The sequence below is a fragment of the Homoserinimonas sp. A520 genome (genome assembly GCF_054489245.1).
The window spans coordinates 315,380-341,738 of sequence record NZ_JBTMWX010000003.1 but is presented as its reverse complement, the minus strand read 5'-3'; the positions used below and the strand labels follow the sequence as shown (position 1 = coordinate 341,738).

Sequence of the window (26,359 nt, the reverse complement as noted above, 5' to 3'; positions counted from 1 at the left end):
ATCCGCCTGTGCCGTTTCACGCAGTCTTAGACTCAGGACCGTGGACGATGCAGAGACCAGCGGCAGCATCCGCCGAACCATTACGACCGCGGTAGAGCGACTGCGGGCTGCGGATGCCCGTGATGAGGCCCTCGCGATCCTCGTCCCCCGCAGGCGCGTGATGCTGTTCATGAAGGAGGCGTCGTTCATACCGCTCGACCGGGTCTGGCGGCTCGGGGTGTTCCTGCTAGACCACGAGGCGACACTCTTCCGAGCCGGATCGACGACTCGCGCGGTGGCACCCGGCTATCCGGGCTTCCAGTCGAACTCAGCCGAGGAGCGTCGCGGCTATCGTGCCGCAGCGTTCAAGGGGCCCTTCTCCCCCGGCGAGACCGTGAACTTCGGTGCCGAGGTGATCGACCTCGATGTCGACGCCCTCCGCGATTCCCCTGGCCCGTTGTTCGTCGCGGACGGCAAGCCACTGGTGCGCTGGAACCCGTCAGCGACCGTCGAGACCTCGGTCCCCTTCGACGCCTACCTCGCCGAGCGGGTCGGCCTGCTCCTCGAACCGCCCGAGGGGGCCTGACCGCGCGATTGTTCCCGTGTGTCACAGTTGTGCCTGTTCGCCCTGACACGGTAGTGACAAGCGGGCACAATCGTCCCACGGGACCGACACGACTCAGCCTCGCCGAAATCGCAATGTCACCAGTTGGAACGGACGCAACTCCAGTCGCACCGGGCCGTTGGCATCCACGACCGCCCGACGTGGCGATCCGCGTTCGAGCAGATCCGTCTCGGTAACGTCACCATGGTCGAAATCCACAGTGAGCGTCGCTCGGGTGCGCGACCCGAACGCTTCATAGAGCCGCACAATGACGTCCCCGCTGCCGTCCTCCGCCAGCTTGACCGCCTCCACGACGGCACCGTCGCCCTCGACGCTGAACAGTGGCGCCAGAGAATCGGACGCCACATTGTCCACCCGCCTGAGCGGAACATGCAGTCGGTAGCCCTCGCGGACGGCATCCGCAATTCCCGATCCCGGTCGTAACGAAAATCCGAACACATGCCGACCGCGGTCAGACTCCGGGTCAGGATACCGAGGGGCGCGCGCAAGCGAAACACGTACGGTCGCGTTGGGCACACCATCTACGACATCCCTCGTCACGTCGTAGCCGTACGTGGCTTCGTTCGCCAGCGCGACTCCATACCCGCCCTCATCCAGCTGGAGCCAACGATGGGCTACCGTCTCGAAGCGGGCGGCATCCCACGACGTATTCGTGTGAATGTCGCGATACAAGTGTCCGTACTGAATCTCAGATGCCGCTCGTGTGGCATGGAGGTCGAGCGGAAACGCGAGTTTGAGGATTTTCTCGTCCTCGTGCCAATCGAGGTCCACTGCGACGTCGAGGGTAGGTGAGCCCGGCCTCAGTCGATAGGTGATAGCGATATTGGACCGGCCGAAAGCCCTGCTCACCTGCACGCCATCCGAAAGGAGCACGATAGATTCCACCGCAAGGATGTCCTCCACGCTGCGTCGGTAGCTCTCGTCGAGGTCCCAGGCGTTCCACTGTGTTGGAGTGTCCCGGTGAAGCTGGAGAAGGCCGGCGACCATCCGGTGCGGCACCAGTTCCCGACCAGCCGCATCGTCAACAAAGGAAGCGATGTTTCCATCAGTGTCGATTCGGACGCGGGACAGGCCGTTCTCAACGATCGTTCCCTCAGCATCAGACGTGACGGTGACCTGACCAACAGGGGCCACCGCAGCCGCCGCCGCGAATGCTGGTACAGCATCAACCGGGTACGGGCCGGCGTTCAGGTCTACGGCAAACTCCCCGTCCCCTAGCGCAGCCCTGGCGGCCGTGTCTATCAACGCCTCAAGTTCGGCGTGCACCTTGCGGTAACTCTCCTCCGCTTCCCTATGAACCCAGCGGATCGAGGTACCGGGAAGGATGTCATGGAACTGCAACAGCAGCACCTCGCGCCACAATCGCTGAAGCTCGGCGGTCGGGTAGTCGATTCCGGCAGTCACCGCAGCGTGGGTCGACCAGTACTCGGCCTGACGCAGCAGGCTCTCGCTCAGCCGGTTGCCACGCTTGAGCTCGATCTGGGTCGTCGCTACCCCGCGATGGAACTCCAGGTAGAGCTCCCCCACCCATACGGGAGGTTTCTCATACTCGGCAGAGGCCTCCTCGAAGAACCGCTGTGGGGTTGACAGTTCGACTCGAGGCGACCCCTCCAGATCAGCAAATCTTCTGGCGGAGGCGAGCATCTCGCGGGTCGGCCCGCCACCGCCATCGCCCCAGCCGAACGGAAGCAGGGAGACGTTGCTGGCGCCCTTGTCACGGAACTGGCGTTCAGCGCGGTGCAACTCCTCGGCCGACACCATCGAGTTGTAAGTGTCGGCCGGCGGGAAGTGCGTGAATATTCTGCTGCCGTCGATGCCCTCCCAGAGGAAGGTGTGGTGCGGAAAGACGTTGGTGTCGTTCCAGGAGATCTTCTGGGTCAGAAAGTAGTCGGCACCACCGGCAATCGCGATCTGCGGGAGGGCGCCGCTGTATCCGAACGAGTCGGGCAGCCACACCTCGCGCGGCTCGACCCCGAACTCCTCGGCAAAGAACTTCTTGCCCTCGACGAATTGGCGCGCGAGCGACTCGCCACTCGGCAGATTCGAGTCGGGCTCCACCCACTGTCCGCCAACGGGAACGAAGCGCCCGCCCGCCACGGCGGCCACGACGCGCGCGAAGAGTTCCGGATAGTCCTGTTTGATCCACGCGAACTGCTGGGCGGAGCCGGCAGCGAAGATGAAGTCCGGATGCTGTTCCTGCAACCGCAGAACATTGCTGAAGGTGCGGGCAACCTTGCGTCGCGTCTCACGTAACGGCCACAGCCAGGCGCTGTCGATGTGGGCGTGCCCGACCGCGTGAACACGGTGGGCGGAGGTCACGGCGGGACTTGCGAGCACTGTAGAGAGTGCGTCTCGCCCGGCATCGGCGGTTCCGTGAAGATCGACCGGGTCGAGAACGTCCAGCGCCTGGTCGATGGCCCGCAACACCTCGGCCAAGCGTGGTGACGCTGCTGGCAGTTCCTGCGCCAGCGAGCCCAGCGCGCGAAAGTCCTGCAACAGCTCCCACACGGCTAGGTCCAGCACGGCGATTCGCACGTCGCGCAGAACGTAGAGCGGACCCGGCTGCGCAGTGGCCTTGTCGCCGTTGGCGGTCTCACGAAATGTGAACCCCTGTGCCACGTCCGGGTTGCTCGCCGCTTCGAGGTAGAACTCGAACGGTTCGCCTGACTGGACGGATACGGCAACCGAGCGATTGAGCGGTTCGAGGGCGCTCACGACCGAACCGTCCGGGTCGAAGACCAGAGCCTCGGACTGGAATCCGGGAATGCCGGGCGTGAAACCGAGGTCGACAACAAGCTCAAGGCGGTCTTCCGCCCCGATCAGCCACTCGGCGGGCACCGTCCCGTTCACCCGGAACCAGGTGGTCCCCCATGCGTGACCCCACGGCGTGCCAACCGCGAACTGCCGGAACTGCTGTCTGGCTGCTTCGGTGAACGGCACCGGCTCATCCGGCGCTTTCCAGCTGTGCACCTCGACCGGCGCAGTTGCGCGGTATTGCGCCGGCTCGAGGCGCTCGATCAGGAACCGCTGGAGGCGCGGCAGGATGTGTTTCGACATATCGTGCATAGTGTTTTCTCTCCCCGGTCGATTGCCCTACTTCTCGGAGCCGGCGACCATGCCCTTGATGAAGTACCGCTGCAACACGAGGTAGGCGATCAGCACCGGCAGCACCGAAAGCAGGGCCGCTGCGGCGGCAGCGCCCAAGTTGCTGCCCTGGCTGGCGAAGAAGGTGCCGATGGTCGGTGCGATCGTTCGAACGGCCGGGTCGCGCAACACGAAGACGCTCAGCGCATACTCGTTCCACACGGTCACGCTGGTGAGGATGATCACGGTTGCGGTCACCGGCTTCAGCATCGGGAAGACCACCCGGAAGAGCAATTGCAGCAGGTTGGCCCCGTCAACGGTCGCGGCCTCCTCGATTGAGATCGGAAGGCTGCGCATGAAGGCCGTGTAAAGGAACACCGCGAGCGGCAGCTGGGAGGTGACCATGATGACGATTGCGCCCCAGTAGGTGTTGGTCCCACCGATCTGGTTGAGCAGCGTGTACAGCGGAACCAGAATGCTCAGCGGCGGCACCATGATGAGCGCGACAATCCCACCCAGCACGATCTTGTTGCCGAGGGTCGGCCGCCGGGCCAGCGGGTATGCGGCGAGAGCACCGAGAATGCAGATGAGCGCAGTGCTGACCACAGTGATGATCGCGCTGTTTCCGATGGCGCGCAGGATGCCGCCATCCTCGATCGCCACCGTGAAGTTCTCCCAGAAGATGCCCTCGACCGGCGGCAACCATTGCGAACTGAGGTCGCTGCGCGGCTTGAGTGCCGTCGTCAGCGCGATGTAAAACGGCAGCAACTGGATGGTGATCGCGACCAGCAAACCGACCGCGATGCCGGCACGGATGAGGATACGCTTCACTGCGCCTCCAGCCGCTTGCGGTTCAACAGGAAGTTGAAGATCAGCGTGAATAGCGCGATGACCAGGAACAGCACTATGCCCATGGCAGAGGCATAGCCTGCCGCCTGATTGTCGAAGTACACCGCGCTGATCAGGGTCGAGACGGATTCCGTCGAGTACCCGGGACCACCGCCGGTGAGCACCTGAATCACATCGAACAGCTTCAGTCCGCCGATCAGGTTCAAAACGATGCTGGTGGCGAATGCCGGTTGCAGCAAAGGCAGGGTGATGCTCTTGAATTGCTGCCAGGCGTTGGCGCCGTCGATGCGGGCTGCCTCGAAATATTCGGTGGGGATCGATTGCAGACCCGCCAGGTAGATCACCATGGAGATCCCGACGAACTGGGCGGAGTTGACCAATACGATGATCGCTATGGCCGCCCCGGAGTCGCTGAGCCAGGCGACGCGCTCACCGCCGAACGCGATCACGAGGTCGTTGAGTCCGCCGTAGTTGTAGGAGAAGAACAGGTAGTACATCGTTCCCATGACCACTGGGGAGACAAGCACAGGCAGGTAGATGATTGCGCGTGCCAGATTTCGCCCACGCACGGCACGGTCGAGGGCGAGTGCCAGGGCGAGGCCGATCACCTGCTGAATCAGCGTGCTGCCGAAGCCGTAGATGAAGGTATTCACCAGGGAGGTGTGGAACACCTCATCGGTGAAGAGCCGCTCATAGTTCGCCGCTCCGACGAAACTGCGCGACGCGCTGTACCCGTTCCAGTTGGAGAGCGAAAGGATGACGCCGTTGATGAGCGGATACAGCGTGAATGCGCCGAAGAGGATGAGTGCGGGCAGGTAGAAGAAGTTGATTCGACGGGACGCGAGCGGAGTGCCGGGCTTGGACTTCCGGCGCTTCGCCTGGGTCGCGGTGCTCGTCATCGTCACATCCTTGTTGTCACTCTCCCGGGGCTGCGTCAGCAATCTGGATCGGGTGCGGATTTGCTAGCCATCCGCACCCGATCCCGATCTATTTGGCGCTGAGCGTCGCGTACTGGTTCTCCACCTGCTTCACCGCAGTTGGAACGTCCGACTGCCCGGTGATGATCGCATCCGTTGTCGTCACCATGGTGTCCCACATTCCGCCCGGAAGGTAGACACGGTCGAAGTACGGTTCGAGGCGGAAGTCGCCTCCCTCGACGAACTGCTCATAGCTGGCGGTGAGCGGCCCGAGGTCGGCCGTGGCGTTGGTCAGGCCTGGGATGCCGCCGATTGCGGTCGCCAGCGTTGATGCGTTGTCGGGCTCGGCGAGGAATGCCAGGTAGTCAAGGGCGACATCCTTGTGGTCGGAAGTGCGCGACACACCGTAAGCGTGGCCTTCACCGCCGATGAGGTAAGGCTCGGTGACGAATCCCGGAACGGGGAAGTAGCCCAGCTGCTCATCCGGGTTGAACCCGAGGGCACTTGCGACGAGGTAGTTCTGCACGAAAACGAAGCCGGTGGTGCCGTCAGCGAGGGAGCGTGCGATGTCGTCCTGGCTCGCTGAGGAGTAGTCGGCATTGAAGTAGCCGCTGTCCGACCAGCTCTTGACCTTCTCAAGGAAGGTGCTGTAGCCATCTGCCTGGAACTCACCGTCGGCGAGGCTCGACAGCTCATCTTCCGTGTAGGCACCCGAGGCGAGGAAGTCTGCCACATTGCCTGCGAACCAGCTGTCCTTTCCGGAGGCAGTGATCGGTGTGACCCCTGCCGCCTTCAGCGTCGCAGCCGCCTCATCGAAGGCCTCCCACGTCGTCAGCGTGGCAGGATCGATTCCTGCTTCATCCAGCACCGTCTTGTTGTAGACGATGCCCGCCACATCCGTCACCGCGGGAAACGCGAAGAACTGTCCGTCAGCGTTGCTCATGGCCGGTTCGAGCGCTTCATTGAAGTGCTCTGCCCAGGGCTGTGTGTCGAGGGGTTCGAGGAATTCGCTGTAGCGCAGCAGTGACCAGCCGTGGGTCGCCCAGATATCGGGAATGTCGTTGCTCGACAGTCGCACGGTCATGTCGGCTTCGTAGGTGTTCGTCATCGGAACCAGATCGATCGTGACACCGGGGTTGGCGTCCTGGAACGCTTCGGTGATCGTGGTCAGCTCGGTGAGGATTGGGTCGCTGGTGCCGAGTCCGGTCTGGAACTCGAGAGTGACGTCGCCATCACCACCTTCACCTGCGCTACACCCGGTAAGGGCGAGGGCGGATGCCACGACGAGCGCCGCAGCTCTTGCATAGGACTTCTTTGTCATGTCGTACTCCTGGTGTCGAGAGTGCTCCGGTGTGGAAGGGCTGTCCGGACGTGCTTAATCTACCCGCGTAGACTACTCGATGCAACAATCGTTAACTACTATCAGTTCCCGTGAGTTGACGCGCGTAGAATGGGCGTTGGCACTCACGTGCTGCGCCGACTTGAACGAGAAAGGGCACGACGATGAAGTTTTCGCTCGGATTCGTGGGCGCCGGTCAATTCGCCGGGCAGTTCGCGACATTGTTCCAGCATCATCCGGGCATTTCGAACGTCTACGCAACCGACCTGCTGCCTGAGCGCGCAGACAGCATGGTGACCGAGCTGGGCCTCGCCGGCACCTTCGACAGCTTCGACCAGATGATCGCCTCCCCCGACATCGATGCCGTGGCGATATTCACCCAGCGCTGGACTCACGGGCGCCTCGTCGTCAAAGCCCTTCGTGCGGGAAAGCACGTGTACTCGGCGGTCCCGATGGCGATCTCGGAAACAGAGATCCGCGACATCATCACCGCGGTGCGTGAAACCGGACTGGTCTACATGATGGGTGAGACCAGTTTCTACAATCCTGCAACCGTCTACGCCAGGCAGCGAATCGCCGATGGCGGCTTCGGACGTCTCTTCTACGCCGAAGGTGACTACGTGCATGACATGGACCTCGGATTCTATGAGGCCTACCGCTATAGCGGGGGCGACGGCTGGCGCGCGACCGCAAGTTACCCACCCATGCTTTACCCGACCCACTCCATCGGCGGCGTGCTCGGAGCCTGGGATACTCATGCGACGGCTGTCAGCTGCGTCGGAGTGGTCGATCGCCGAGGCGATGGAGTCTTCGACCGCGAGATCAGCCAATTCGGAAACGATTTCTCCAACGCGACCGCGTTGTTCGAACTTGCCGCTGGCGGCTCGATGCGCATTAACGAGTTTCGCCGGGTCGGATATCCGTCCCACCTGAGGGAGTCGCGGTTCCGCTTTTTCGGCACCGAGGGAAGCTTCGAACAACTGGCTACCGTGACCTTCTGGCAAACGAAAGACGGCGTCGAAGACATCTCCCCGCTGGTGGAGTCGACAGCTTCACTGCCCCTGGACGACCCTTCCCTGGTCCATGTCGACCCAGCACTGCGCGAGGGCTTCGTTTCGGGATACGCCCCGGTGCACGACTCCACCCGCATTCCCTCTGCCGTTCGCAGTCTTCCCAACGGGCACGAGGGCAGCCATCATTTTCTCGCGGACGACTTCGTGACGGCTGTCGTATCGAATTCGCTTCCACCTGTGAACGCCTGGGTTGCCGCACGTTTCACCCTGCCCGGCATCGTGGCCCACGAGTCTGCCATGCGTGGGGGCGAACGGCTCGCCATCCCCGACCTGGGCAACCCTCCGTCACCGCACAACGTGCGGTAGCGTGAGTCAATTCAGACGCACAAAGGCGAGAGCACCGGACGAACGATGGCTGGCATAGAAGTGAGCAACCCGGAAATTCCGCCGCAGTCGCGCTCGCACGAGTCACGACGCATCACGCGCACCGATGTTGCCCGGTACGCCGGTGTCAGTAGCGCCGTGGTGAGCTATGTGCTCAATGGCGGGCCTAAGCCGGTGGCAGCAGCCACCCGTCTTCGAGTTCTCGACGCCATCACAGTGCTGGGATACCGCCCGAATGCCGCCGCGCGCGCGCTCAGCCGCGGTGTCGCGGACATGATCGGCATGATCGTGCCCGACAGCCGAAACCCGTACTTCGCCGAACTGGTGCATTCGGTCGACGGTGCAGCGCAGCAGCACGGATGCACATTGCTGGTGATCAATTCCGACAGCAGGCGGTCTACGACGTCAGACCACATTGCAGGGCTCGCCTCGCACCAATTGGACGGCTTAGTCGTCGCCGATACTCTCTCGCCTGCTGAGCGCCGAGTCATCGACTCTCTTGGTGTTCCTGTTGTTCTGGTCAACCAGTTCAGCGCCGACACCACCGTCGCCGCCTTCGGCGTCGACTATTCCGAGGGCGCCCGTGCCGGCGTCGAACACCTCATCGAGCACGGGCATCAGCGGATCGCTTTCATTGGCGGCGATCCGGCGATAGACCAGCGCGAGCGGGGTTGGATGGACGCCCTCACTGCCGCTGGGCTGCCACTCGGGCCCCGCTACCGCGTGGGGTTCAGCCTGGCATCCGGGTATCGCGCGGGCCGCGAGCTCGCAGACGAGGCCGAACGGCCGACCGCAGTCTTCGTTGCATCCGACCAACTTGCGTTCGCGGCTGTGTCCGCACTGCAGGAACGCGGCCTGCGCATCCCTGAGGATGTTGCAGTCGTGTCGTTCGACGGATCAGCCGAGTCGACCTATGTCTGGCCACCCCTCACCACCGTCGCGCAGCCGATCGAACGGATGGCGAAGGCCGCGATATCGAGGCTGCTTTCAGGCGAGACCGACGCCGTTTTCGAAACGTATCCGACGCACCTCATTGTGCGCCGCTCGTGTGGTTGCGAATTCGCGAACGCGCAATAGCCGAAACTACCCGGCGCCCATCCCGACATCGCGTGCCCGGGCCACAGCCTCCGCACGGCCGGTGACGTGAAGCTTGGAGAAGACGTTCGACACGTGGTTGCGCACGGTCTTGTCGCTGACGAAGAGGCGACGGGCCACCTCCGCGTTGGTGAGCCCCCGTGCGACGAGGTCGAGCACCTCATGCTCGCGCGCGGTGAGTGCCGCGAACGGCCCGGAGTCCCGGCCTCCCCTGCCGGCGAAGAAAGACAGCACCCGCTCGGCGATCGCAGACGAGAACACGACCTCCCCGCGCGCGGCGGCATTCACCGAGCGCTCGATCTCTGACCGGTCTGCCCCCTTCAGCAGGTAGCCACGGGCCCCGGCTCGCAGGGCGGCGAAGATGGAGTCATCCGCCTCGAGCATCGTGAGGACCAGCACCGCCACGTCCGGCGACGCCTGGGTGATCTGCCTCGTCGCCTCCACCCCGCTCAGAACCGGCAGGTTCAAGTCCATGATGACGACGTCGGGACGAAGCTCACCGGCAAGGCGCACCGCCTCTGCGCCGTCGGCCGCTTCGCCCACCAGCTGGGTGTCCTCCATGGTGCCGATCACCGCCACCAGGCCCTCGCGATAGAGCGGATGATCGTCGACGACCAGTACGCGCACGGTCACGACAGGACCACCTCCGGACCGCCTACCAGCGCGGGCGCGGATGCCGTTCCGGGCACCGCAACGGGGATGCGCGCCACGACGCTGGTGCCTCGCCCGGTTGTCGAGAAACGCAGCTCTCCGCCGAGTTCTTCGGCGCGCAGCCTCATGGACGTGAGTCCCAACCCCTGCACCGGGTCAGTGGGCAGCCCGCATCCGTCGTCCGCGACCTCGATCACGAGGCTGTCGTCAGTCACCTTGAGGCTCACCGCGACGACGGATGCTTCGGCATGGCGTACGGCGTTGGTCACCGCTTCAGCGACGATCCGGTACGCGGCGACGTCGAGGGCGGCTGACAGCTCGGGGAGGTCGTTGACATCCGCCAGAACCGAGACCTCCGCGGTCGTCATGCGGAAGGTGAGTTCCCGAACGGATGCTGCGAGCCCGAGTTCATCGAGGGTCGGCGGGCGCAGTTCATGCACCAGCGCGCGCACAGTGTCGACCGTCGCGTTCAGTCGCGGCACGAGACGGGCGACCAGGGCAGCCGAGGCACCCGGATCATCCGGAGCCAGCGTCAATGCGGCCTCGGCCTGCAGTGCAAGCGCAGCGAGCGCCGGCCCGATGTCGTCGTGAAGGTCCCGGCGAAGCCTCCGACGCTCTTCCTCGCGCGCCACGACCACCGCCTCACGGGCCCGCTGCACCTGGTGCGCCAGCAATACCGTGTGCGCCGCCACCGCCGCCTGGGTCGCGAGCCGGGCGAGCACGCTCCGGTCGGCAGCGTCCAGTCCTCCTGCACGTTGCACCACCAGTTCCCCGCTGTGCACGCCCCCGTAGGTGAGCGATACGCGCGTGACGCTGTCCGGGGCATCCGCCTCGATCAGGCTGCCGAACACCGCGATGGTGCCATCGATCAGGGTGAGTTCGGCGCCGGATGCGCGCAGCGACCTCGTCACCTGCTCCACGACAGCGGGCAGCACGCGGGTCGACAACTCCTCCGGGTCGGATGCAGCGGCCAGCCGGTCACCGAGACGGGCCAGCGCAACATGCGGCTCCTCGACATCGCCGTGCACACGCAGGTTCGCCCATCGCTGCAGGCGGGCGTGCAACGGCAGGGCGACGAGGGCGGCCAGCGCGGTCGCAATCACCGGTGCGCCGGTCCAATCGCCCAGGATGCTGCCCAACAGCCATACGGCGGCCAGGTAGACGCCGATCACCGCCACCGACAGGGCTGCGTAGGTGATCGAGCGGGAGATGACGACATCGATCTCCCACAATCCGTGTCGCAGAACAGCGATCCCCAGGGCGATCGGCACCGGCAGCATGGCCACGCCGGCGATTACCTCGGTAGGTCCGGCGGGAAAGACGCGAGCGAGTGCCGCGAGCACCAGCGTCGCCGCCACCCCGAGCAGAATCCATTTGAGTTGCTGGCGCGCGAGGCCCGTGGAGCGACGCCAGCGCACGGCGAGTGACGCGATGGCCAGCGCAGTGGAGACGACGAGCAGAATCCCGACGACAGCGACGGTGGCCGGATGCGTCGCGAGCGGATGCCCGATCGGGTTGACCAGGTCGCGCAATTGCAGCGGGAAGTCCTGCTGGTCGTACGGCGTGATCGCCCACACTGCGGATGCCAGAATCAGCGTCCCGAACGAGAGCCACAATGCCGCACTCCAGCGCGACGATGCAACCTCGCCGCGAGGCAGCACCTGTGGCAGCACCGAGAGGATGGCGACGTAGGAGACCACCCACAGCCAGGACCCGATCCACAGCCCGAGACCGGCCAGAGGAACGTCGCCGAGCCAGGCCCACTCCATGGCCAGGAGCGCAACACCGGCGGACAGCCCAATGAGTGCCGTCAGGCGGCGAACCCACACCGCGTCGCTGCGACGCACCATCACCGACACGGCACCGTAGGCGACCGCTGTCGCCAGTCCCATGAACCAGAATGACGGCGTGTGCACGCGGTCGGATGCCGCGTTGACGGCGTGAAGAAGCGCACCGAGCATGCCGGTGACGACGGCGACGATGCCTCCTACTGCTCCCATTCGCTCATTATGGCGGCCATCGCCTCCATCGGCACGGGACAGGAAGTCCCAATCGAAGTCAGGCCCAGCTCCCCTGCCTGACGGGACTCGTCCGGCGGCACGGTTGTGCCATGACAACCCACACCACACCAGACCACCTGCCCACCACCGCACCGACGACCCCGCGGCGCCCACCGGCGACGGTGATCATCGCCACCATTCTCACCATCCTCCTTGCCTCGGTCGGCACCTACGGTGCGATCTATTTCTCCGGACTCGACGGTTATGGTCCAGTGGATGCGACGTTCCTCTCGATGTACGGCTATCTCTCGCTCATCGGCATCGTGTCGGTGATCGCCCAGTTGCGCGGCAGAGCCATCGGTCAGGCCGGCACCATCGCCTGGGCCGGTTTCATGGCATTGTTCACCCTCGTCAAGCTGGTCACCATCCAGGAGACCGAGGCGATCAGCTTCGGCGTGATCGCGCTCATCGTCATCGCGCTCGAACTGGCCGGCCCGACGCGCCGGTTCATCCGTTCGCGGAGGTCGGCGTAAGCACCACTCTCACACCCGAACCAGTGGAGGTCACTATGCCGTGCAGCGGCGTCGTGACCTCCTCGATGATGACGGCGTCATATCCCGCCAGGGCGAGGTCGAGGCCGAGCTGCTCGACCTCGAAGTGCGCGCCCGTTGCCGGGGCCACCACAATGACCGTGCTCGGCGATCCGGTCGTGTCGCCCGGCACAGCGAAGGAGCTCTGCCCGGCGGGCATCCGCTCGGTGCTGGCGCTGTACTCTCCACGCCTGACCATCACGTTGAAGTCGGTGACGGCGGATGTGAGAAGCGCACCATGAGTTTCGGCCGCGCCGTCGAAAGTGAACGGTTCGGCGCCGAGTCGCACCTGCCGCCCGGCAACGTTCAACTCCATTTCGTCGCCGTCCATGACCAGGATTGTCCGGGTGACGCCGGGAAACACCGAGAACGGGCCATCCGCCTCCACCCGCGCCATGCTGAGGCGCCACGACCACCCATCCGGGCCGTCCAGCGCGGCGATCTGGCGGGTTGACCCGCCGCCGTTGCGCCACGGCTCATCGGTGCGATCAGCTGCAGGCAGCAGCGTGACGCGCGGTCCACCGGTGGGGGTGTCGGACATTACGGTGCGTCCGCGGTCACCGCGCTGATCGATTCCCGCAGTTCCGTGTTCGCGTCTGGGTAGGCAAGGTGAACGCCGTCCTCAACGACGATCCGGCCATCCACCACGACGTGAGTGACGTCGCTCGGCGCGGCCGCGAACACCGCGGTTTCGAGGACGCTGTTCGCACCGAACCCTGCCGTTCGAACCGAATCGAGCGTCACGGTCACGAAGTCGGCGAGGGACCCGACCGAGAGGGTTCCCAGATCATCCCAACCGAGCGACACCGCACCGTTCGTCGTCGCGGTTTCCAGCAGTTGCGCGGCCGAGAAGTGCCCACGGCGGCCCGTCGCCAGGCGCTGGCCCAACTCCAGCCAGCGCGCTTCGCCGAGAATGTCAATGACTGCCTGGCTGTCGGTGCCCACGGTGATGCGCACCGACTTGTCCGCCAGGTCAATCGCCGGCCCGATGCCGTCCGCCAGGTCGGACTCGGTGGTCATGCAGAAGCAGGCGAAAGCCTTCCTGCCGGAGAGTACTTCGATGTCACCCGACGTCAGGTGGGTGGCGTGCACCGCGGTGGCCAGGTGATCGAGCACGCCGAATTCTGCCAGGTGCTCGGTCGGTGTCTTCCCGTAAACCCGGAGGCAATCGTCGACTTCGGCCGGCTGTTCGGAGACGTGGGCGTGGATGGGGGCGTTGTTGCGGTGCGCCCACTCGGCCACCGTGGCCAGTTGGTCGGCTGGGACCGCCCGCACCGAATGCACGGCTGCACCGACCTTGATCGTCGCACCGGTCAGGCGCTCCCGGGTGCGGGTGGCGCGCACGGCCCACCGTTCGGCCGTCTGGTCGCTGAATCGTTGCTGGGCGGGCGATGGTGCAGTGTGCGGCTCGGCTCCCGATCCAAAGCCACCGGCCAGATAGCAGGTGTCGAGGAAGGTCAGGCGGATGCCGGCATCCGCTGCCGCCGCCGCGATCGCCTCGGCCATGGCCGTCGGTTCCTCATACGGAACGCCGTCGGTGTCGTGGTGGAGGTAATGGAACTCCCCGACGGTAGTGATGCCTGCCAGCAGCATCTCGGTGAAGGTGGCGCGTGCCAGTCGGTAGTAGCTGTCCGGTTGCAGTCGTGCTGCGACGGCGTACATCCGCTCCCGCCAGGTCCAGAAGCTTCCGGATTCCGCCTGAGTCGCGCCGCGAAGCGCCCGGTGGAAGGCGTGCGAGTGCGAGTTGACCAACCCCGGGAGGGTCAGCCCAGGCAGCCTGCTTGCCCCGCTGGGAGGCTCGGCAACGCCGGTCTGCACGCCCACGATCCGGTTTCGGTCCGTCTCCAGCAGCACACCGGCTTCAGCGCGATCTCCCCCCAGCCAGGCGTATTGCGCCCACCACTGTGTCATCGGGAGACCACCTCCAGCGGGCCGGTGAGCAGATCCTGCAGCACCGCCGTGAGGGCGATGACACCCTCAACGCAGTCGCTCGCTTCGGCGTGCTCGTGCGGACTGTGGCTCACACCGGTGGGGTTGCGCACGAACAGCATCGCTGTGGGAACCTTTGACGACAGGATGCCGGCGTCGTGCCCGGCGGCGGTCGGCAGCACGGGAACGCTGGTGCCGTCCGCGCCAAGCGACAGCAGCAGGCGATCCCGGAGGGACGCGTCGAAGTCGACGACCGGTGTCCACGATTCCCGGGTGACAGCGAGCTCGACACCATGGCGGGCAGCGGCTTCGGCACCGGCCGCCTCAAGGGCGCGGATGACCTGGGTCACCGTGTCTTCTTCGGCACCACGGGCATCCAGCCAGGAATCGACCTGGGCCGGGATGGCGTTGGTGCCGTTCGGGTCGACTCGCACCCTCCCGAAGGTGGCCACTGCACCGTTGTCTTCGGCGATCCGGCGGGCGGCTGCGATCACCTCGGCGAACGGCAGCATCGGGTCGCGCCGGTCCACCAGCCTGGTGGTGCCGGCATGGTTGCCCTCACCGGCGAAGCAGAAATGCCAGCGGCCGTGCGGCCAGATCGAGCTGGCGATCCCCACCGCGTCGTTGCTCAGCACCAGGTGCCTGCCCTGTTCGACGTGCAGCTCGACGAATACCCCGATGCGCTCCAGGGCGACCGGGTCGGCTCCCACGAACCGGGCGTCCAGGCCGGCGCCGGTCATGGCTTCGGCCAGTGTGGTGCCGGTATCGTCCTTCAGCGCCCGTGCCGTGTCGGCATCCGTCGTTCCGGTCATGAGCCGTGATCCCAGGCAGGCGAGCCCGAATCTGGCCCCCTCCTCTTCGAAGAAGTTCACAATGGCCAGCGACCGTTCCGGCACGAGCCCGCGTGCCTGCAGCGCGTCGACGGCGAGGAACGCGCTGACGATGCCGAGCGGCCCGTCGAAGGTGCCTCCGCCCGGAACACTGTCGAGGTGGCTGCCGGTGACCACCGAACCGGCCTGCGGCTCGCCCCACCACGCCCATTGGTTGCCGTTACGATCGATTTCGACGGTGAGCCCCCGCTTGACGCTCTCGGCGGTGAACCATTCCCGAAGCCCCAGGTCGACACCGGTCCAGGCGAATCGGTTGTAGCCGCCGGTTCGCGCATCGCGACCGAGCGGCTCAATGACAGACCAGGTGTGGTCGAAGGCGCGGCGGATGCTCTCGGCATCACTGAGGTCGGTGCTCACGGGGACAAACCCTCCTGTTGAACGCGATTGTGAATCAAACCATACAGGTTTCAAATCTGTGAGTCATACTATTCAGTATGGGGATAGTGAGCAACCGGGACACGAGCCGGGCGCCTGGCGGACAGCAGCCGACGGACCGGGCGCAGAACTGGCTGATCGACCTTGTGCACCAGCACCGGATCTCGCCGACACAGCGCCGCGTCGTTCAATACATGCTGACGTCACTTCCCGAGGTCGCGTTCGCATCCACCATCGAAGTCGCCGAGGCGGCCGGCGTCAGCCAGCCGACCGTCACCCGGCTGGGCACCGCTCTCGGCTACGCCGGCTACCCCGAGTTCCGAAGCGCCCTGAGGGAGGCTCTCCTGTCGACGACGGTCGACGGAGACCGGCTGGGGCGCGGCAACGTGCAGGCGACAGCACTCGCATCGGAGCATGCGAATCTCTCTGCCCTGGAACGCACGCTGGGAAGCGAGCGGATGGCCGAGGCCGTCGAACTGCTGAGCGGCACCCGGCCGCTGGGGATCATCGGCCTGCGCGCCTCCGCCGCACTCGCCGACTACCTGGGCTACTTCGCCAGGAGGGTGCTGCCGGACGTGCACGTGCTGACCGATGCCGCGTCGATGGACGACTCCATCATGCAGTTGCACCGCAATGGCGCGACCGCGGTGCTGGCGTTCGCGATGCCTCGGTACCCGGCAGCAACCGTCGACGCGCTGGCCTACGCCCGTCGGCTGGGCATGTCGACGATCGCCATCGTGGACACCCCGGTGGTGCCGTTCGCGGTTGATGTCGATGTGCTCCTGGTGGCACCGGTCGGCACCGATCTCGTCTTCGACTCCCACGCCGCAGCCGTGATGTTGTCGATCGCACTGCTCGACGCGCTGGGGAGCCGTAACCCTCGCCGCACCCAGGAACTCCTTGAAGCCCACGAAGAGCTGGTCGATCGCTGGGCGCATCCGGAGCGCTGATCCGGGCGGCGGTGTCACATCCCGCCCGCCCGCCTGGGTTTGGTCAGGACGGCCGGATGGTGAGGATCTGCTCCGCGCGACCGAACGGCCCGGCCTCGTCGTGCAGCACGGTGGAGGTCAGCCCGATGCCGTCCGGGCCGAAGCTGACCGAGTTCGCGAGGCCGAGCCACTCCCCGGCCGGCTCCCGGTACAGGTGCACCTGAAGGTCGACGTTCGGGAACAAGTAGCTGCCTGGCCCCGGCTTCACTCGGGTGGCGATTCCGTTGCTGGTGTCGATGAGACCGACCAGGCGGGAGACATCGGAGAATGCTGCTCCGTCGATGAGCGGATGCCTGGTTCGCACCCATGCGCGCCCGTGCCCTGCCGCGTGGCCCGGTGCCGGGTGCACGTCGATCGACACGATGTACCCACCGGGCCACTCCGAGAGGTCGAGGGGCGGCACCGACTCGTCGGGAGCCGGCATCCGCTCGTCCTCGATCACCGCAACGGATCTGGTGTCCGACCGCTGCAGCCTCCACGCTGTCGCCCGCACCGCGGTGCGCCCAGCGGAGACCAGTTCGGCCTGGATCAGCTCGATCGTGCGACCGGGGCGCAGCATGGTGGTGCGCACCTCGAACTCGCCATCCGGGATCAGCCCGAGGATGTCGTAGCTGATGCGCGCCATCCGAAGCTCGGGCCTGGGCTGGAACTGTTCGAGGCAGTGGGCGAGGATTCCGGAGACCGGGGCCATGTGCTGTTCGTGCGCATTCCAGGCGCCCTGCGCGTGAATCGTCGACTCGAACCGGCGATCACCGCGTGCGAAGTAGTAGGGCTCAGTCACCCCCACAGCCTACTGAGCCGGAGTCTGCCGGCCAGACGCGACTACCAGCACCTGAGGTTCCGGCTGATCCGTCCAGGTCCCGCTGAGGACGCCGGTCGCCGCGTCGCGCGATTCGCCGCCGCGTTCGTAGTCGCCGTCGAGCACCCGCCGCACGGCGAGAGTCAGCCCGCCCGACTCGACCACGCTCATTCCGCCATCGGAGCCGACCGAAAGCTCATCGACTATCGGAAGGGCGGGCAACGACACGCCTTCCATCCCACTGCCGGACACCTTGGCCGTCGGGTCGCGGTGCATCTGCTGCCCGTTGATGTCGACATACAGTTCGGCCTGGCCGCCGCCGGTGATGATGACGGATGCCGCAGTAAGGAAGTAGACCGGGTCGCCGACGCCGTCGTACACCCAGCGCGTGCCGAGCACCGAGTGCTCGAGTGTGCCGATCAGCCATTCGTCGGCGTCGACCAGCGGCACCCCGCGGTAGGTAAGGGGCAGCTGCATGACCGGTCCGTCGCCGGCCTTCACCAGCAGGGTCTCGACGCCGACCTCCCCTGCCGGGTCGTCGAAGCGGTAGCTGGCCACGCTGGCCATGCCGTCGCTGGCGTGACCGGCGAACCACGGCTGGGACGGCGCCCATCCGCCCACGAGCTCGAGCTTTGTCGGCCTGAGTTCGGCCTGATAGAGGAGTGCCATGCCTTCATGCTAACCATGGGCGTGACGCAGCAGGCCATCCGCCTCGCGCCCGGCGGTGGCATCCCGGCCGTGGCAGAGGGGATCATTGGTGCATGGATGCCACGGATGCCCTGAACGAGATCGCCTTCTGGCTGGAACGTGAGCTCGCTCCGACCTTCAAGGTGAAGGCGTTTCGCAAGGCGGCGGTGACCATCGCCGAGTTGGGCCCCGACGAGCTCGCCGACCGCGCACGGGATGGGCGCCTGTGGTCGATGAAGGGCATCGGCAACCGCAGCCACGAGGTGATCCAGCAGGCGTTGACCGGGCAGGTGCCCGATTACCTGGCCAGGCTGCGGGAGACCGGAGCAGCGCCGCTCGCCGTCGGCGGCGAGAGCCTCCAGCTTCGCGGAGACCTGCACAGCCACACCGACTGGTCGGATGGGGGCTCCCCGATCGAGCTCATGGTAGAGGCGGCCAGGCTGTTGGGCCGGGAGTACCTGGCCGTGACCGACCACTCCCCCAACCTCACCATCGCGAACGGCCTGACGGCGGAACGGCTCACCCGGCAGTTGGCGGTGATCGACCAGCTGGGCGACGTCGGCGGCATCCGCGTGCTGAAGGGCATCGAGGTGGACATCCTCGAAAGCGGCGAACTCGACCAGACACCAGAGATGCTCGCACAACTCGACGTGGTGGTCGCCAGTGTCCATTCGAAGCTGCGGGCAGACGAGGCGACGATGACCAGGCGGATGCTCGGAGCGATCACCAATCCGCGCACCAACGTGCTCGGCCACTGCACCGGTCGTATGGTGCAGGGCTCCCGCGGTACCCGCCCGCCATCCGACTTCGACGCCAACGTGGTGTTCGCCGCCTGCGCCGAGAACGACGTTGCGGTGGAGATCAACTCGCGCCCGGAACGCCAGGACCCGCCGGACGAGTTGATCCAGCTCGCCCTGGAGGCCGGATGCCTGTTCAGCATTGACAGCGACGCGCACGCCCCAGGTCAGCTCGACTTCCTGCAGTACGGAGCGGCGAGAGCCGTCGCCAATGGCGTGCCGGCCGAGCGGATCATCACGACCTGGCCGGTAGAACGACTTCTCGACTGGGCGGCCGCGGACTAGCTGGCGCGAGAGAATGGACTCGATGAAAACCACAGAACAGGTCACCGAGTGGCTCAAGGAGCTCAAAGCGGAACGTCGCGACGCCGTCACCAAGCAGATGCTGTTCGGCAACACCGGTGCAACGAACGCCCTGAAGTGGGTGCTAGCCACTTCGCCCGACGATGACGCGGTGCGGATGAAAATCAACGAGCTGCAGGTCAGCCTGGGCGAGGCGATGACCGATGAACTCGCCACCGTCGCCTACGGCGCCATGATCGAGGCGCTGAAGTGGGTGCTGCGTCAGGACTGACCGCTCAGGCGGGCACTTCCGTGAGAATCGCCTCGATCTGCCCGAGAGCTTCGCGGAGGCCTTCCTCCATGCCCATTTCGACCATCTTTTCGAGCTGGTCGGTGCTCGCGAAGTTCGACACGAGGGTCATGCGCGTCTTGCCGCCCGCGGGTTCGATCGTCACCACCGCGTGAGTGGTACCCAGTTCGTCCATCGGCATTCCCTCGTTGTCGGCAAAACCGTCGTCGAACTCCAAACGCGTGGGTGAGTCGACCGCGGTGAACTGCCACCAGCCTCCGGCTTTCTCACCGTCAGGGCCGGTCATGTAGTAGTCGGACCGGCCGCCCACCTCGAATTCGTGACGGGTGAAGGTGGCTGGCCAGGTCGGCGGGCCCCACCAACGCTCCAGCTTCCTGGGGTCCTCCCAGAGCTGCCACACCCGTTCGACCGAGGCGTCGAACTCCGCCACGAACGTCATCGTCAGGGCTTCCACGTCTTTGTCTTCGCTGACTACTGGCATCTTTCCGTTCCCTTCACTCTTCATTGAGGATCTGGTTCATGCGATCGGTCCGCGCGCGCCAAATCTGCTGATAGGCATCGAGCAACTGCGTGGCCCTCTGAAGCGTCGCCGGGTCACCATGCACCAGCTGCTCGCGGCCGCGCCGGACCTTGCTGATCAGACGTGCGCGCTCGAGCACCGCCACATGCTTCTGGACGGCGGCGAAACTCATCGCATACTCACGCGCGAGCGTGGAGACCGACTGCTCCCCTGCCATCACCCGCGACACGATGTCGCGGCGGGTCGCATCCGCCAGGGCCTGGAAGATGCGATCCACTTCAGCGTCACTCAAACTTTGTACAACCATTTGGTTGCATGTTACGCAGAGCCGTTGAGCGAGCGCAAGACCCAATTCTGATCCGCGCGGGCGGCACCAGACGGCAATGGGCCGTCAGGGAGCATGCCCTGGCGGCGCATTGCTGAATGTTGCGCGTGACGCGCTCACGGCACTACGGCCGCGTAGGTCAAGTGAAGAGGCTCACACCACCGGGTCCGACGAGCAATCCGAGGATGATCAATACGACGCCCCACAGAATCTGGCGGCGGAAGAGTGCCACAATTCCGGCAATAACGAGGATTACCGCGATGATCCATAGGAGTGTTGCCATGATGTTGCTCCGTTCAGGTCGGCGCCCGCAAGCAATCGCTCGCCTAGGCGTTTCGGATCTGTTATTCAGAACGTAACCGCGCCCGTCGCATCCGACCACCCGTGTGATGTCCAGAATCTCGTGTTATGAGAGAACCTTCCGTGTCCGTTCTCGCCCACGGTGGCTCCAGTAGGCTCGGCCCATGCTCTTCGTCGCTGCGTCGTTGATGGCCGCTCTGGGAATAGCCCACTCGATTCTGGGTGAGCGCTACATCATCACCTGGTTGCTGAGGCACGACCTCCCGAAGCTTTTCGGCGGCAGCGACTTCGCGGCCGGAACCATCCGCTTCGCCTGGCACATCACGACGGTTCTCGCGCTCGGCTTTGCTGCGGTACTCGCGCTAATTGCACTTCACGCATCCGAGTCGGCGATCCTCGCTGCCGTCGGCTGGACGCTGATCGCATGCGGGTTGCTCCCGATCTACTTCACCCGCGGACGGCACTTGTCGTGGATTGTGTTTTTCGGCGCCGGCGCCCTGTGTTTGCTGGCGACCCTCTGACGGTCAGCTCGGTTAGCCTTACCAACCGGATGCGACGAGAATAGACCCGAATTGTCCGCTCAGTCCGCCACGCGATGGGAGTTCACTCGTGACAGCGATTGAAGGACGTGTCGTTGATCAGGAGATCACCGTCGTCCCGGCAAATCAGGCCTCCTGGGACGACCTGCAGGCGGTTTTCGGCACGCGGGGAACCCCGTCGACGTGCCAATGCCAGTGGTTCAAGATTTCCCACGCGGATTGGCGATCGGTTCCGGTTGATGAACTCCGAACCGGTCTGCGGGAGCAGACCAATTGCGGCGACCCGGTTGCCCGGGCCACCAGCGGGCTGGTCGCCTACCTCGAGGGGGAACCGGTCGGGTGGTGCGCGGTCGAGCCGCGCACCGCGTACCTGCGCCTGCTTCGCTCCCGCGTGCCCTGGGCGGGACGAGACGAGGACAAGGAGGACGACGGCGTGTGGGCGGTGACCTGCTTTGTCACTCGTGCCGGATGGCGCAAGCGAGGGGTGAGCCGGGCGCTCGCCCGAGCCACAGTCGAGTTTGCACGCGAACGCGGCGCCCGTGCGGTAGAGGGCTACCCGTTGATCAATGAGCCGGGGAAGGAATTCATCTGGGGTGAACTCTACGTCGGCAGCCACAGCATCTTCGCCGATGCCGGCTACAGCGAAGTCAGCCGGCCGACCGTCAGGCGGGCCGTGATGAGGATCGACTTCGACTAGCGTTTCCGGGCGGTGGTTGAGCGACTACCGTTTAGATCATGACGCCTCACGATTCGACCACCACCACCGAGGCACCCGCTGCCGACGCACCGACCATGACCTTCTCCGACCTGGGACTCAGCGATGCGGTGCTGAAAGCGGTGAAGGATGTCGGCTACGAGACCCCATCCGCCATCCAGGCCGCGACGATCCCACCGCTCCTTGCCGGCCGCGACGTCGTCGGCCTCGCCCAGACCGGAACCGGCAAGACGGCCGCGTTCGCGCTGCCGATCCTGTCCCGGCTCGACGTGACCCAGAAGAAACCACAGGCGCTGGTGCTCTCCCCCACCCGTGAACTCGCCCTTCAGGTGTGCGAGGCGTTCGAGCAGTATGCCGCCCACCTTCGTGGTGTCCACGTGCTTCCGGTCTACGGCGGCCAGGCGTACGGCGTGCAACTGTCTGCGCTGCGGCGCGGCGTGCACGTTGTGGTCGGCACTCCTGGCCGCATCATGGACCACCTGGCCAAGGGAACGCTCGACCTCTCCGAACTGAAGTACCTGGTGCTCGATGAGGCTGACGAGATGCTGAAGATGGGGTTCGCCGAGGACGTCGAGACGATCCTTGCCGACACTCCGGAGGACAAGCAGGTCGCCCTGTTCTCGGCCACCATGCCTCCGCAGATCCGCCGCATCTCCAAGAAGTACCTGAACGATGCCGAAGAAATCACGGTCAAGAACAAGACCACAACCTCGGCGAACACCACCCAGCGCTACCTGATGGTGTCGTACCCGCAGAAGGTCGACGCACTCACCCGCATCCTCGAGGTGGAGAACTTCGAGGGCATGATCGTGTTCGTCCGCACCAAGAACGAGACGGAGGCCCTGGCCGAGAAGCTGCGGGCGCGCGGCTACTCCGCGGCGGCGATCAGCGGCGACGTCGCGCAGGTGCAACGTGAGCGTACGGTGAACCAATTGAAGTCCGGCAAGCTGGACATCCTGGTGGCAACGGATGTCGCGGCTCGCGGTCTCGACGTCGACCGCATCAGCCACGTGGTCAACTACGACATCCCCATCGATACCGAGTCGTACGTTCACCGCATCGGTCGCACCGGTCGTGCCGGGCGTAGCGGGGCTGCGATCAGCTTCGTCACCCCGCGGGAGCGTCGCCTGCTCGACGCGATCGAGCGGGCCACCCGTCAGCCGCTGACCCAGATGCAGCTGCCGTCGGTGGAAGACGTCAACGTCACCCGCCTGGCGCGGTTCGATGACGCCATCACCGAGGCACTGAACCAGGAGAGCCGGATCTCGGCGTTCCGCGACATCGTGGGCCACTACGTCAAGCACCACGATGTGCCTGAACAGGATGTCGCCGCCGCGCTCGCCGTTGTCGCGCAGGGCGAGACACCGTTGCTGCTTTCAGCGGATGATGCCCGATACCAGCGCCAGGAGCGGGAAGACCGTGGCGCGCGCGTGCCTGCCGGTGAGCGGGCGGAGCGACGCGGTCGGTCGACCAAGCCCATGTCGCCGTACCGCATCGAGGTCGGCAAGCGGCACCGGGTGGAGCCGCGCCAGATCGTTGGTGCACTCGCCAACGAGGGCGGCCTGAGCCGGGACGATTTCGGCCACATCCAGATTCGCCCCGACTTCTCCATCGTCGAACTCCCGGCCGATATGCCCGGTAACGTGCTGGCGAAGCTCAAGGACACCCGCATCAGCGGCAAGCTGATCGAGATCAAGCCCGACCGTCGTGCCGCGCCTCGCCGTGGTGACCGGGAGGGTCGGCCGGCGCGCCAGCCGCACCGCGACTGATTCTCGCGCCGTCAACAGGCGCAACGCGCCGACCCGCCCGTGGCGCGGGCATCCGGCGCGGAGAGTCCCGAATTCATCCTGTTGACGGAGTGGGCCCGGTCGCAGGAGGAGGTAGCGGCCCTACGCGAGGATGGGAGTCGAACTCGTCGGCGTCTTGTCGCCGACAGCCACCGAGGCTTCGGTGGAGATGATCGGGATGGAAGCGGTCGCCACCTCAACGACCGACGACTCGATCGTCGCACCCGCCGAGAGCGGCTCATCCATGGAGATGATAGACACCGACCGGACGGCGGGCGCTAGACGTCTCCCGCGATGGATCAGGATGATCGTTGCGAGCGCCAGCGGCATGCTGACCGCGCTCGGCGCTGCCACCCAGAACGATTCGCTCAGGATGCCGTAGACGCCCCACAACAGGTATCCGGCGAACAGCAGCCACTGCGTCGCCTCCGAGATTCCAGCGAGTCGCAGGGGGTCGTTCCGGTTCTGCCAGGTCGTCCTGGCCTGCGGAACCCACATCAGGATGGAGAATCCGGTCGCGGCGAATCCGAGCGCATTCAGGAGTAGTACGTCGATGTCCATACGGGTCGTTCTGTTCTTTCTGACGGTCCGTGGGAGAACCCCAATTGGACGGCATTTTGCGAGGGCATCAACGATGTCACAGAGATCATAAGCATGCCGGATGCCATCCGTCGAACGCTGCGGTCACATTGCCCGAAATGGGGTATTCAGTCGCCGTGTGGACCATCACCCGACCGTGATGACGATCTTCCCGCGCGCGTGCTTCTCGACCAGGTGACGAATGGCATCCGGCACCTCGCTCAACGGAAAGCTGCGTTCGATCGCCGGCGTGACGCTGCCTGATTCGACCAGGTCTCGCAGTTGGTCGAGGGCTTCCGCGCCGAGGACGGCCGGGAAGACGCCGAGTGTCTGGCTGACGAACGGCGACACCACCATGGCCTTCAGGATGCTGCCCATCGGGCCGAAAACGGCGCTTCCGGTTCCGCTCGAGAGCACGAGAATCCCGTTGCGGGACAGCGACCTCCGCAACCGCTTCAGCGAATGGTTTCCGATCAGGTCGAGGATCACGTCGTAGCCCCTCTCAGCCGACGTGAAGTCCTCCGCGGTGTAGTCGATGACATGATCGGCGCCGAGGGAACGAACCAGGTCGGCGTTCCTCGTGCTGCACACGGCGGTCACCTCGGCGCCCAGGGCCTTCGCGATCTGCACGGCGTAGCTGCCCACTCCCCCGGATGCTCCGTTGACGAGCACCTTGTCACCGGCCTTCACCTTGCCACCGTCACGAAGTGCCTGCAGTGCGGTTCGTGCGGAGAGCGGCACCGTGGCCGCCTGGTCGAAGGTGAGGTTCTTCGGCTTGTGGCCAAGTAACTTCTCCGGAATCGCAACATATTCGGCGAACGCTCCAGCAACCACCTCGGCATACACCTCATCGCCGACACGGAAACCGGTGACATCCGGGCCCACGGCGACGACCACACCTGCAACGTCCTTGCCTCGCACCAGATCCTTTGGCTTGCCCAGTCCGAACGCGAGCCGGGCGATGAGCGGGCGGCCGCTCACGTACACCCAGTCGGCGTGGTTGACTGCTGCCGCTCGCACCTGCACGAGCACCTGGTCGGCAGCGATTATCGGCTGCGGGACTTCTTCATAGCCGAGCACGTCGGCCGAACCGTAGGCGTGCTGGACGACTGCCATCATGGTGGCGGTCTTCGGCCCCCTGCTGGTGACACTGGTGGAGCCTGATGCTTCATTCACTGACATTGCCCTTCCTGGCGAGTGCGATAGGTAGAGTAACCATACGACGTAAGGTCACGAGAACAATGTACCATACGATGTAAGGCAGCACCAGAGAAGTTTAGGAGTCCCGTGTCATCGTCGAAAGCCGCACCGTCCCAAGCCGAACCGTCGAAAACGCCGAAAGCGAAGTCCGCGGCACCGCGGAAGCCGGTAACCCGGGATCGGGCGGTGCAACGCGCCATTGCCATGGCGGATGCCGGTGGAATAGCGGCGCTCAGCATGCGCAAGCTCGCAGCCGACCTCAGCGTGGAAGCGATGTCGCTCTACTACCACTTCACCAGCAAGGACGACCTGATCGACGGCATGATCGGTGCCGTCGTCGGCGAGATCGCCTTGCCATCCGCTGGCATGAACGCGCGCGAAGCGCTCCGTGAACGCGCCGAGTCTTCGCGAGAAGTGCTGGTCAGGCATCCGTGGGCCATCGCCCTGCTGGATGCCCGCACGACGCAGGCGACCCTTCGCCACCACGACGCGATGATCGCCACCCTGCGGAATGCCGGCTACTCGATGCCGATGGTCGGGCACGCCCTCTCGATCGTGGACAGCTATGTGCGCGGGTTCGCGATGCAGGAGGTTTCGCTTCCGCTCGATGAGGCAGGGGACATTGGCGCGGCGACCGAGGACATCATGGCGGGCCAGCAGCGGATGGCCGAGGACTTCCCCCATCTGACCGAGATGGCCATGACACTGGTGCTCCAGCCCTGGTACGCCTACGGAAACGAGTTCGAGTTCGGGCTCCAGCTCATCCTCGATGGACTGGATTCAGCTCACGCAGCCGAACGGGAATCGTAG

The 26,359-nt window shown here is 65.2% G+C and carries 27 protein-coding genes; 11 read left to right on the top strand and 16 right to left on the bottom strand.

The window, feature by feature from the left end:
• Window positions 1-40 precede the first annotated feature (40 nt).
• Window positions 41-565: a hypothetical protein gene (locus tag ACX3PH_RS10355; protein ID WP_459092133.1), complete on the top strand. Its 525-nt coding sequence runs from the start codon at window positions 41-43 to the stop codon at window positions 563-565.
• Window positions 566-658: 93 nt separating this feature from the next.
• Here the strand turns inward: ACX3PH_RS10355 and ACX3PH_RS10350 are convergent, their stop codons facing one another.
• The 4 genes from ACX3PH_RS10350 to ACX3PH_RS10335 form a co-directional block, all read right to left on the bottom strand.
• Entirely contained in the window at window positions 659-3,661 is a 3,003-nt protein-coding gene (locus tag ACX3PH_RS10350) for an alpha-mannosidase (protein ID WP_459092131.1), read from the bottom strand.
• A gap of 36 nt (window positions 3,662-3,697) precedes the next feature.
• Window positions 3,698-4,519, bottom strand: coding sequence for a carbohydrate ABC transporter permease (locus ACX3PH_RS10345; protein ID WP_459092129.1), 822 nt, complete (start codon window positions 4,517-4,519; stop codon window positions 3,698-3,700).
• Entirely contained in the window at window positions 4,516-5,436 is a 921-nt protein-coding gene (locus ACX3PH_RS10340; protein WP_459092127.1) for a carbohydrate ABC transporter permease, read from the bottom strand. Before ACX3PH_RS10340 ends, ACX3PH_RS10345 begins: the two co-directional genes overlap by 4 nt.
• Before the next feature lie 88 nt (window positions 5,437-5,524).
• Entirely contained in the window at window positions 5,525-6,775 is a 1,251-nt protein-coding gene (locus ACX3PH_RS10335; protein WP_459092125.1) for an ABC transporter substrate-binding protein, read from the bottom strand.
• A gap of 182 nt (window positions 6,776-6,957) precedes the next feature.
• Between ACX3PH_RS10335 and ACX3PH_RS10330 the strand changes: the two genes are divergently transcribed.
• Both ACX3PH_RS10330 and ACX3PH_RS10325 read left to right on the top strand, forming a co-directional pair.
• Window positions 6,958-8,172: a Gfo/Idh/MocA family protein gene (locus ACX3PH_RS10330; RefSeq protein WP_459092123.1), complete on the top strand. Its 1,215-nt coding sequence runs from the start codon at window positions 6,958-6,960 to the stop codon at window positions 8,170-8,172.
• A gap of 60 nt (window positions 8,173-8,232) precedes the next feature.
• The gene (locus ACX3PH_RS10325; protein ID WP_459092121.1) at window positions 8,233-9,267 is read left to right on the top strand and encodes a LacI family DNA-binding transcriptional regulator; all 1,035 of its coding nucleotides are present in this window, start codon (window positions 8,233-8,235) and stop codon (window positions 9,265-9,267) included.
• Window positions 9,268-9,273: 6 nt separating this feature from the next.
• Here ACX3PH_RS10325 and ACX3PH_RS10320 read toward each other — a convergent pair whose 3' ends face one another.
• Together ACX3PH_RS10320 and ACX3PH_RS10315 are read right to left on the bottom strand one after the other, a co-directional pair.
• Complete coding sequence (locus tag ACX3PH_RS10320) at window positions 9,274-9,918, bottom strand: response regulator (protein ID WP_459092119.1); 645 nt, start codon at window positions 9,916-9,918, stop codon at window positions 9,274-9,276.
• Window positions 9,915-11,936, bottom strand: coding sequence for a sensor histidine kinase (locus ACX3PH_RS10315; protein ID WP_459092117.1), 2,022 nt, complete (start codon window positions 11,934-11,936; stop codon window positions 9,915-9,917). The genes ACX3PH_RS10320 and ACX3PH_RS10315 overlap by 4 nt, the downstream gene beginning before the upstream one ends.
• Before the next feature lie 110 nt (window positions 11,937-12,046).
• On the opposite strand from ACX3PH_RS10315, the gene ACX3PH_RS10310 reads away from it, so the two are divergent.
• A complete protein-coding gene (locus ACX3PH_RS10310) occupies window positions 12,047-12,469 on the top strand; it encodes a hypothetical protein (protein WP_459092115.1) in 423 nt (140 codons plus the stop codon).
• Here ACX3PH_RS10310 and ACX3PH_RS10305 read toward each other — a convergent pair.
• Genes ACX3PH_RS10305 through ACX3PH_RS10295 form a run of 3 tightly spaced genes read right to left on the bottom strand, consistent with a single transcriptional unit; the run spans window position 12,444 to window position 15,702 of the window.
• Window positions 12,444-13,067, bottom strand: coding sequence for a HutD/Ves family protein (locus ACX3PH_RS10305; RefSeq protein ID WP_459092113.1), 624 nt, complete (start codon window positions 13,065-13,067; stop codon window positions 12,444-12,446). The two genes, ACX3PH_RS10310 and ACX3PH_RS10305, sit on opposite strands and share 26 nt — an antisense overlap.
• Complete coding sequence (locus ACX3PH_RS10300) at window positions 13,067-14,437, bottom strand: formimidoylglutamate deiminase (protein WP_459092111.1); 1,371 nt, start codon at window positions 14,435-14,437, stop codon at window positions 13,067-13,069. The genes ACX3PH_RS10305 and ACX3PH_RS10300 overlap by 1 nt, the downstream gene beginning before the upstream one ends.
• The gene (locus tag ACX3PH_RS10295) at window positions 14,434-15,702 is read right to left on the bottom strand and encodes an allantoate amidohydrolase (protein WP_459092109.1); all 1,269 of its coding nucleotides are present in this window, start codon (window positions 15,700-15,702) and stop codon (window positions 14,434-14,436) included. The genes ACX3PH_RS10300 and ACX3PH_RS10295 overlap by 4 nt, the downstream gene beginning before the upstream one ends.
• An 86-nt stretch (window positions 15,703-15,788) precedes the next feature.
• Between ACX3PH_RS10295 and ACX3PH_RS10290 the strand changes: the two genes are divergently transcribed.
• Window positions 15,789-16,670: a MurR/RpiR family transcriptional regulator gene (locus ACX3PH_RS10290; protein ID WP_459092107.1), complete on the top strand. Its 882-nt coding sequence runs from the start codon at window positions 15,789-15,791 to the stop codon at window positions 16,668-16,670.
• Between the two features lie 43 nt (window positions 16,671-16,713).
• Here ACX3PH_RS10290 and ACX3PH_RS10285 read toward each other — a convergent pair whose 3' ends face one another.
• Window positions 16,714-17,490, bottom strand: a complete 777-nt coding sequence (locus ACX3PH_RS10285) for a thioesterase family protein (protein WP_459092104.1) — start codon at window positions 17,488-17,490, stop codon at window positions 16,714-16,716.
• 9 nt (window positions 17,491-17,499) lie between these two features.
• Window positions 17,500-18,177 carry a CG0192-related protein gene (locus tag ACX3PH_RS10280; protein ID WP_459092102.1) on the bottom strand — a complete coding sequence of 226 codons (678 nt, stop codon included), beginning with the start codon at window positions 18,175-18,177 and terminating at the stop codon, window positions 17,500-17,502.
• A gap of 92 nt (window positions 18,178-18,269) precedes the next feature.
• Between ACX3PH_RS10280 and ACX3PH_RS10275 the strand changes: the two genes are divergently transcribed.
• Complete coding sequence (locus ACX3PH_RS10275; protein WP_459092100.1) at window positions 18,270-19,277, top strand: PHP domain-containing protein; 1,008 nt, start codon at window positions 18,270-18,272, stop codon at window positions 19,275-19,277.
• Between the two features lie 22 nt (window positions 19,278-19,299).
• Window positions 19,300-19,566, top strand: coding sequence for a hypothetical protein (locus ACX3PH_RS10270; RefSeq protein ID WP_459092098.1), 267 nt, complete (start codon window positions 19,300-19,302; stop codon window positions 19,564-19,566).
• 4 nt (window positions 19,567-19,570) lie between these two features.
• Here ACX3PH_RS10270 and ACX3PH_RS10265 read toward each other — a convergent pair whose 3' ends face one another.
• From ACX3PH_RS10265 to ACX3PH_RS10255, 3 genes are all read right to left on the bottom strand, one after another.
• Window positions 19,571-20,065 (bottom strand): SRPBCC family protein, encoded by a 495-nt coding sequence (locus tag ACX3PH_RS10265; protein ID WP_459092096.1) that lies wholly within the window; start codon window positions 20,063-20,065, stop codon window positions 19,571-19,573.
• A gap of 13 nt (window positions 20,066-20,078) precedes the next feature.
• Window positions 20,079-20,411, bottom strand: coding sequence for an ArsR/SmtB family transcription factor (locus ACX3PH_RS10260; protein WP_459092094.1), 333 nt, complete (start codon window positions 20,409-20,411; stop codon window positions 20,079-20,081).
• A gap of 157 nt (window positions 20,412-20,568) precedes the next feature.
• Window positions 20,569-20,712 (bottom strand): GPGG-motif small membrane protein, encoded by a 144-nt coding sequence (locus tag ACX3PH_RS10255; RefSeq protein ID WP_459092092.1) that lies wholly within the window; start codon window positions 20,710-20,712, stop codon window positions 20,569-20,571.
• 181 nt (window positions 20,713-20,893) lie between these two features.
• On the opposite strand from ACX3PH_RS10255, the gene ACX3PH_RS10250 reads away from it, so the two are divergent.
• The 3 genes from ACX3PH_RS10250 to ACX3PH_RS10240 all read left to right on the top strand — a co-directional run bounded on the left by ACX3PH_RS10250 (window position 20,894) and on the right by ACX3PH_RS10240 (window position 23,752).
• On the top strand, window positions 20,894-21,250 hold the full coding sequence (locus tag ACX3PH_RS10250) for a hypothetical protein (RefSeq protein WP_459092090.1): 357 nt from the start codon (window positions 20,894-20,896) through the stop codon (window positions 21,248-21,250).
• Window positions 21,251-21,338: 88 nt separating this feature from the next.
• Window positions 21,339-21,965, top strand: a complete 627-nt coding sequence (locus ACX3PH_RS10245) for a GNAT family N-acetyltransferase (RefSeq protein WP_459092088.1) — start codon at window positions 21,339-21,341, stop codon at window positions 21,963-21,965.
• 38 nt (window positions 21,966-22,003) lie between these two features.
• Complete coding sequence (locus ACX3PH_RS10240) at window positions 22,004-23,752, top strand: DEAD/DEAH box helicase (RefSeq protein WP_459092086.1); 1,749 nt, start codon at window positions 22,004-22,006, stop codon at window positions 23,750-23,752.
• A gap of 120 nt (window positions 23,753-23,872) precedes the next feature.
• On the opposite strand, the gene ACX3PH_RS10235 is transcribed toward ACX3PH_RS10240, so the two are convergent.
• Both ACX3PH_RS10235 and ACX3PH_RS10230 read right to left on the bottom strand, forming a co-directional pair.
• Window positions 23,873-24,331, bottom strand: coding sequence for a hypothetical protein (locus tag ACX3PH_RS10235; protein ID WP_459092084.1), 459 nt, complete (start codon window positions 24,329-24,331; stop codon window positions 23,873-23,875).
• Window positions 24,332-24,496: 165 nt separating this feature from the next.
• Complete coding sequence (locus ACX3PH_RS10230) at window positions 24,497-25,531, bottom strand: NAD(P)-dependent alcohol dehydrogenase (RefSeq protein WP_459092082.1); 1,035 nt, start codon at window positions 25,529-25,531, stop codon at window positions 24,497-24,499.
• A gap of 105 nt (window positions 25,532-25,636) precedes the next feature.
• Here ACX3PH_RS10230 and ACX3PH_RS10225 point away from each other — a divergent pair, with 105 nt between their 5' ends.
• Window positions 25,637-26,359, top strand: a complete 723-nt coding sequence (locus ACX3PH_RS10225; RefSeq protein ID WP_459092080.1) for a TetR/AcrR family transcriptional regulator — start codon at window positions 25,637-25,639, stop codon at window positions 26,357-26,359.

What these genes read in the sequence shown, in the direction of transcription:
- ACX3PH_RS10350 (WP_459092131.1), bottom strand. Translation starts at nt 3,661, where the DNA reads ATGTCGAAACACATCCTGCCGCGCCTCCAGCGGTTCCTGATCGAGCGC.
- ACX3PH_RS10340 (WP_459092127.1), bottom strand. Translation starts at nt 5,436, where the DNA reads ATGACGAGCACCGCGACCCAGGCGAAGCGCCGGAAGTCCAAGCCCGGC.
- ACX3PH_RS10335 (WP_459092125.1), bottom strand. Translation starts at nt 6,775, where the DNA reads ATGACAAAGAAGTCCTATGCAAGAGCTGCGGCGCTCGTCGTGGCATCC.
- ACX3PH_RS10330 (WP_459092123.1), top strand. Translation starts at nt 6,958, where the DNA reads ATGAAGTTTTCGCTCGGATTCGTGGGCGCCGGTCAATTCGCCGGGCAG.
- ACX3PH_RS10315 (WP_459092117.1), bottom strand. Translation starts at nt 11,936, where the DNA reads ATGGGAGCAGTAGGAGGCATCGTCGCCGTCGTCACCGGCATGCTCGGT.
- ACX3PH_RS10310 (WP_459092115.1), top strand. Translation starts at nt 12,047, where the DNA reads ATGACAACCCACACCACACCAGACCACCTGCCCACCACCGCACCGACG.
- ACX3PH_RS10305 (WP_459092113.1), bottom strand. Translation starts at nt 13,067, where the DNA reads ATGTCCGACACCCCCACCGGTGGACCGCGCGTCACGCTGCTGCCTGCA.
- ACX3PH_RS10300 (WP_459092111.1), bottom strand. Translation starts at nt 14,437, where the DNA reads ATGACACAGTGGTGGGCGCAATACGCCTGGCTGGGGGGAGATCGCGCT.
- ACX3PH_RS10280 (WP_459092102.1), bottom strand. Translation starts at nt 18,177, where the DNA reads ATGGCACTCCTCTATCAGGCCGAACTCAGGCCGACAAAGCTCGAGCTC.
- ACX3PH_RS10275 (WP_459092100.1), top strand. Translation starts at nt 18,270, where the DNA reads ATGGATGCCACGGATGCCCTGAACGAGATCGCCTTCTGGCTGGAACGT.
- ACX3PH_RS10270 (WP_459092098.1), top strand. Translation starts at nt 19,300, where the DNA reads ATGAAAACCACAGAACAGGTCACCGAGTGGCTCAAGGAGCTCAAAGCG.
- ACX3PH_RS10265 (WP_459092096.1), bottom strand. Translation starts at nt 20,065, where the DNA reads ATGCCAGTAGTCAGCGAAGACAAAGACGTGGAAGCCCTGACGATGACG.
- ACX3PH_RS10260 (WP_459092094.1), bottom strand. Translation starts at nt 20,411, where the DNA reads ATGGTTGTACAAAGTTTGAGTGACGCTGAAGTGGATCGCATCTTCCAG.
- ACX3PH_RS10255 (WP_459092092.1), bottom strand. Translation starts at nt 20,712, where the DNA reads ATGGCAACACTCCTATGGATCATCGCGGTAATCCTCGTTATTGCCGGA.
- ACX3PH_RS10250 (WP_459092090.1), top strand. Translation starts at nt 20,894, where the DNA reads ATGCTCTTCGTCGCTGCGTCGTTGATGGCCGCTCTGGGAATAGCCCAC.
- ACX3PH_RS10240 (WP_459092086.1), top strand. Translation starts at nt 22,004, where the DNA reads ATGACGCCTCACGATTCGACCACCACCACCGAGGCACCCGCTGCCGAC.
- ACX3PH_RS10235 (WP_459092084.1), bottom strand. Translation starts at nt 24,331, where the DNA reads ATGGACATCGACGTACTACTCCTGAATGCGCTCGGATTCGCCGCGACC.
- ACX3PH_RS10230 (WP_459092082.1), bottom strand. Translation starts at nt 25,531, where the DNA reads ATGTCAGTGAATGAAGCATCAGGCTCCACCAGTGTCACCAGCAGGGGG.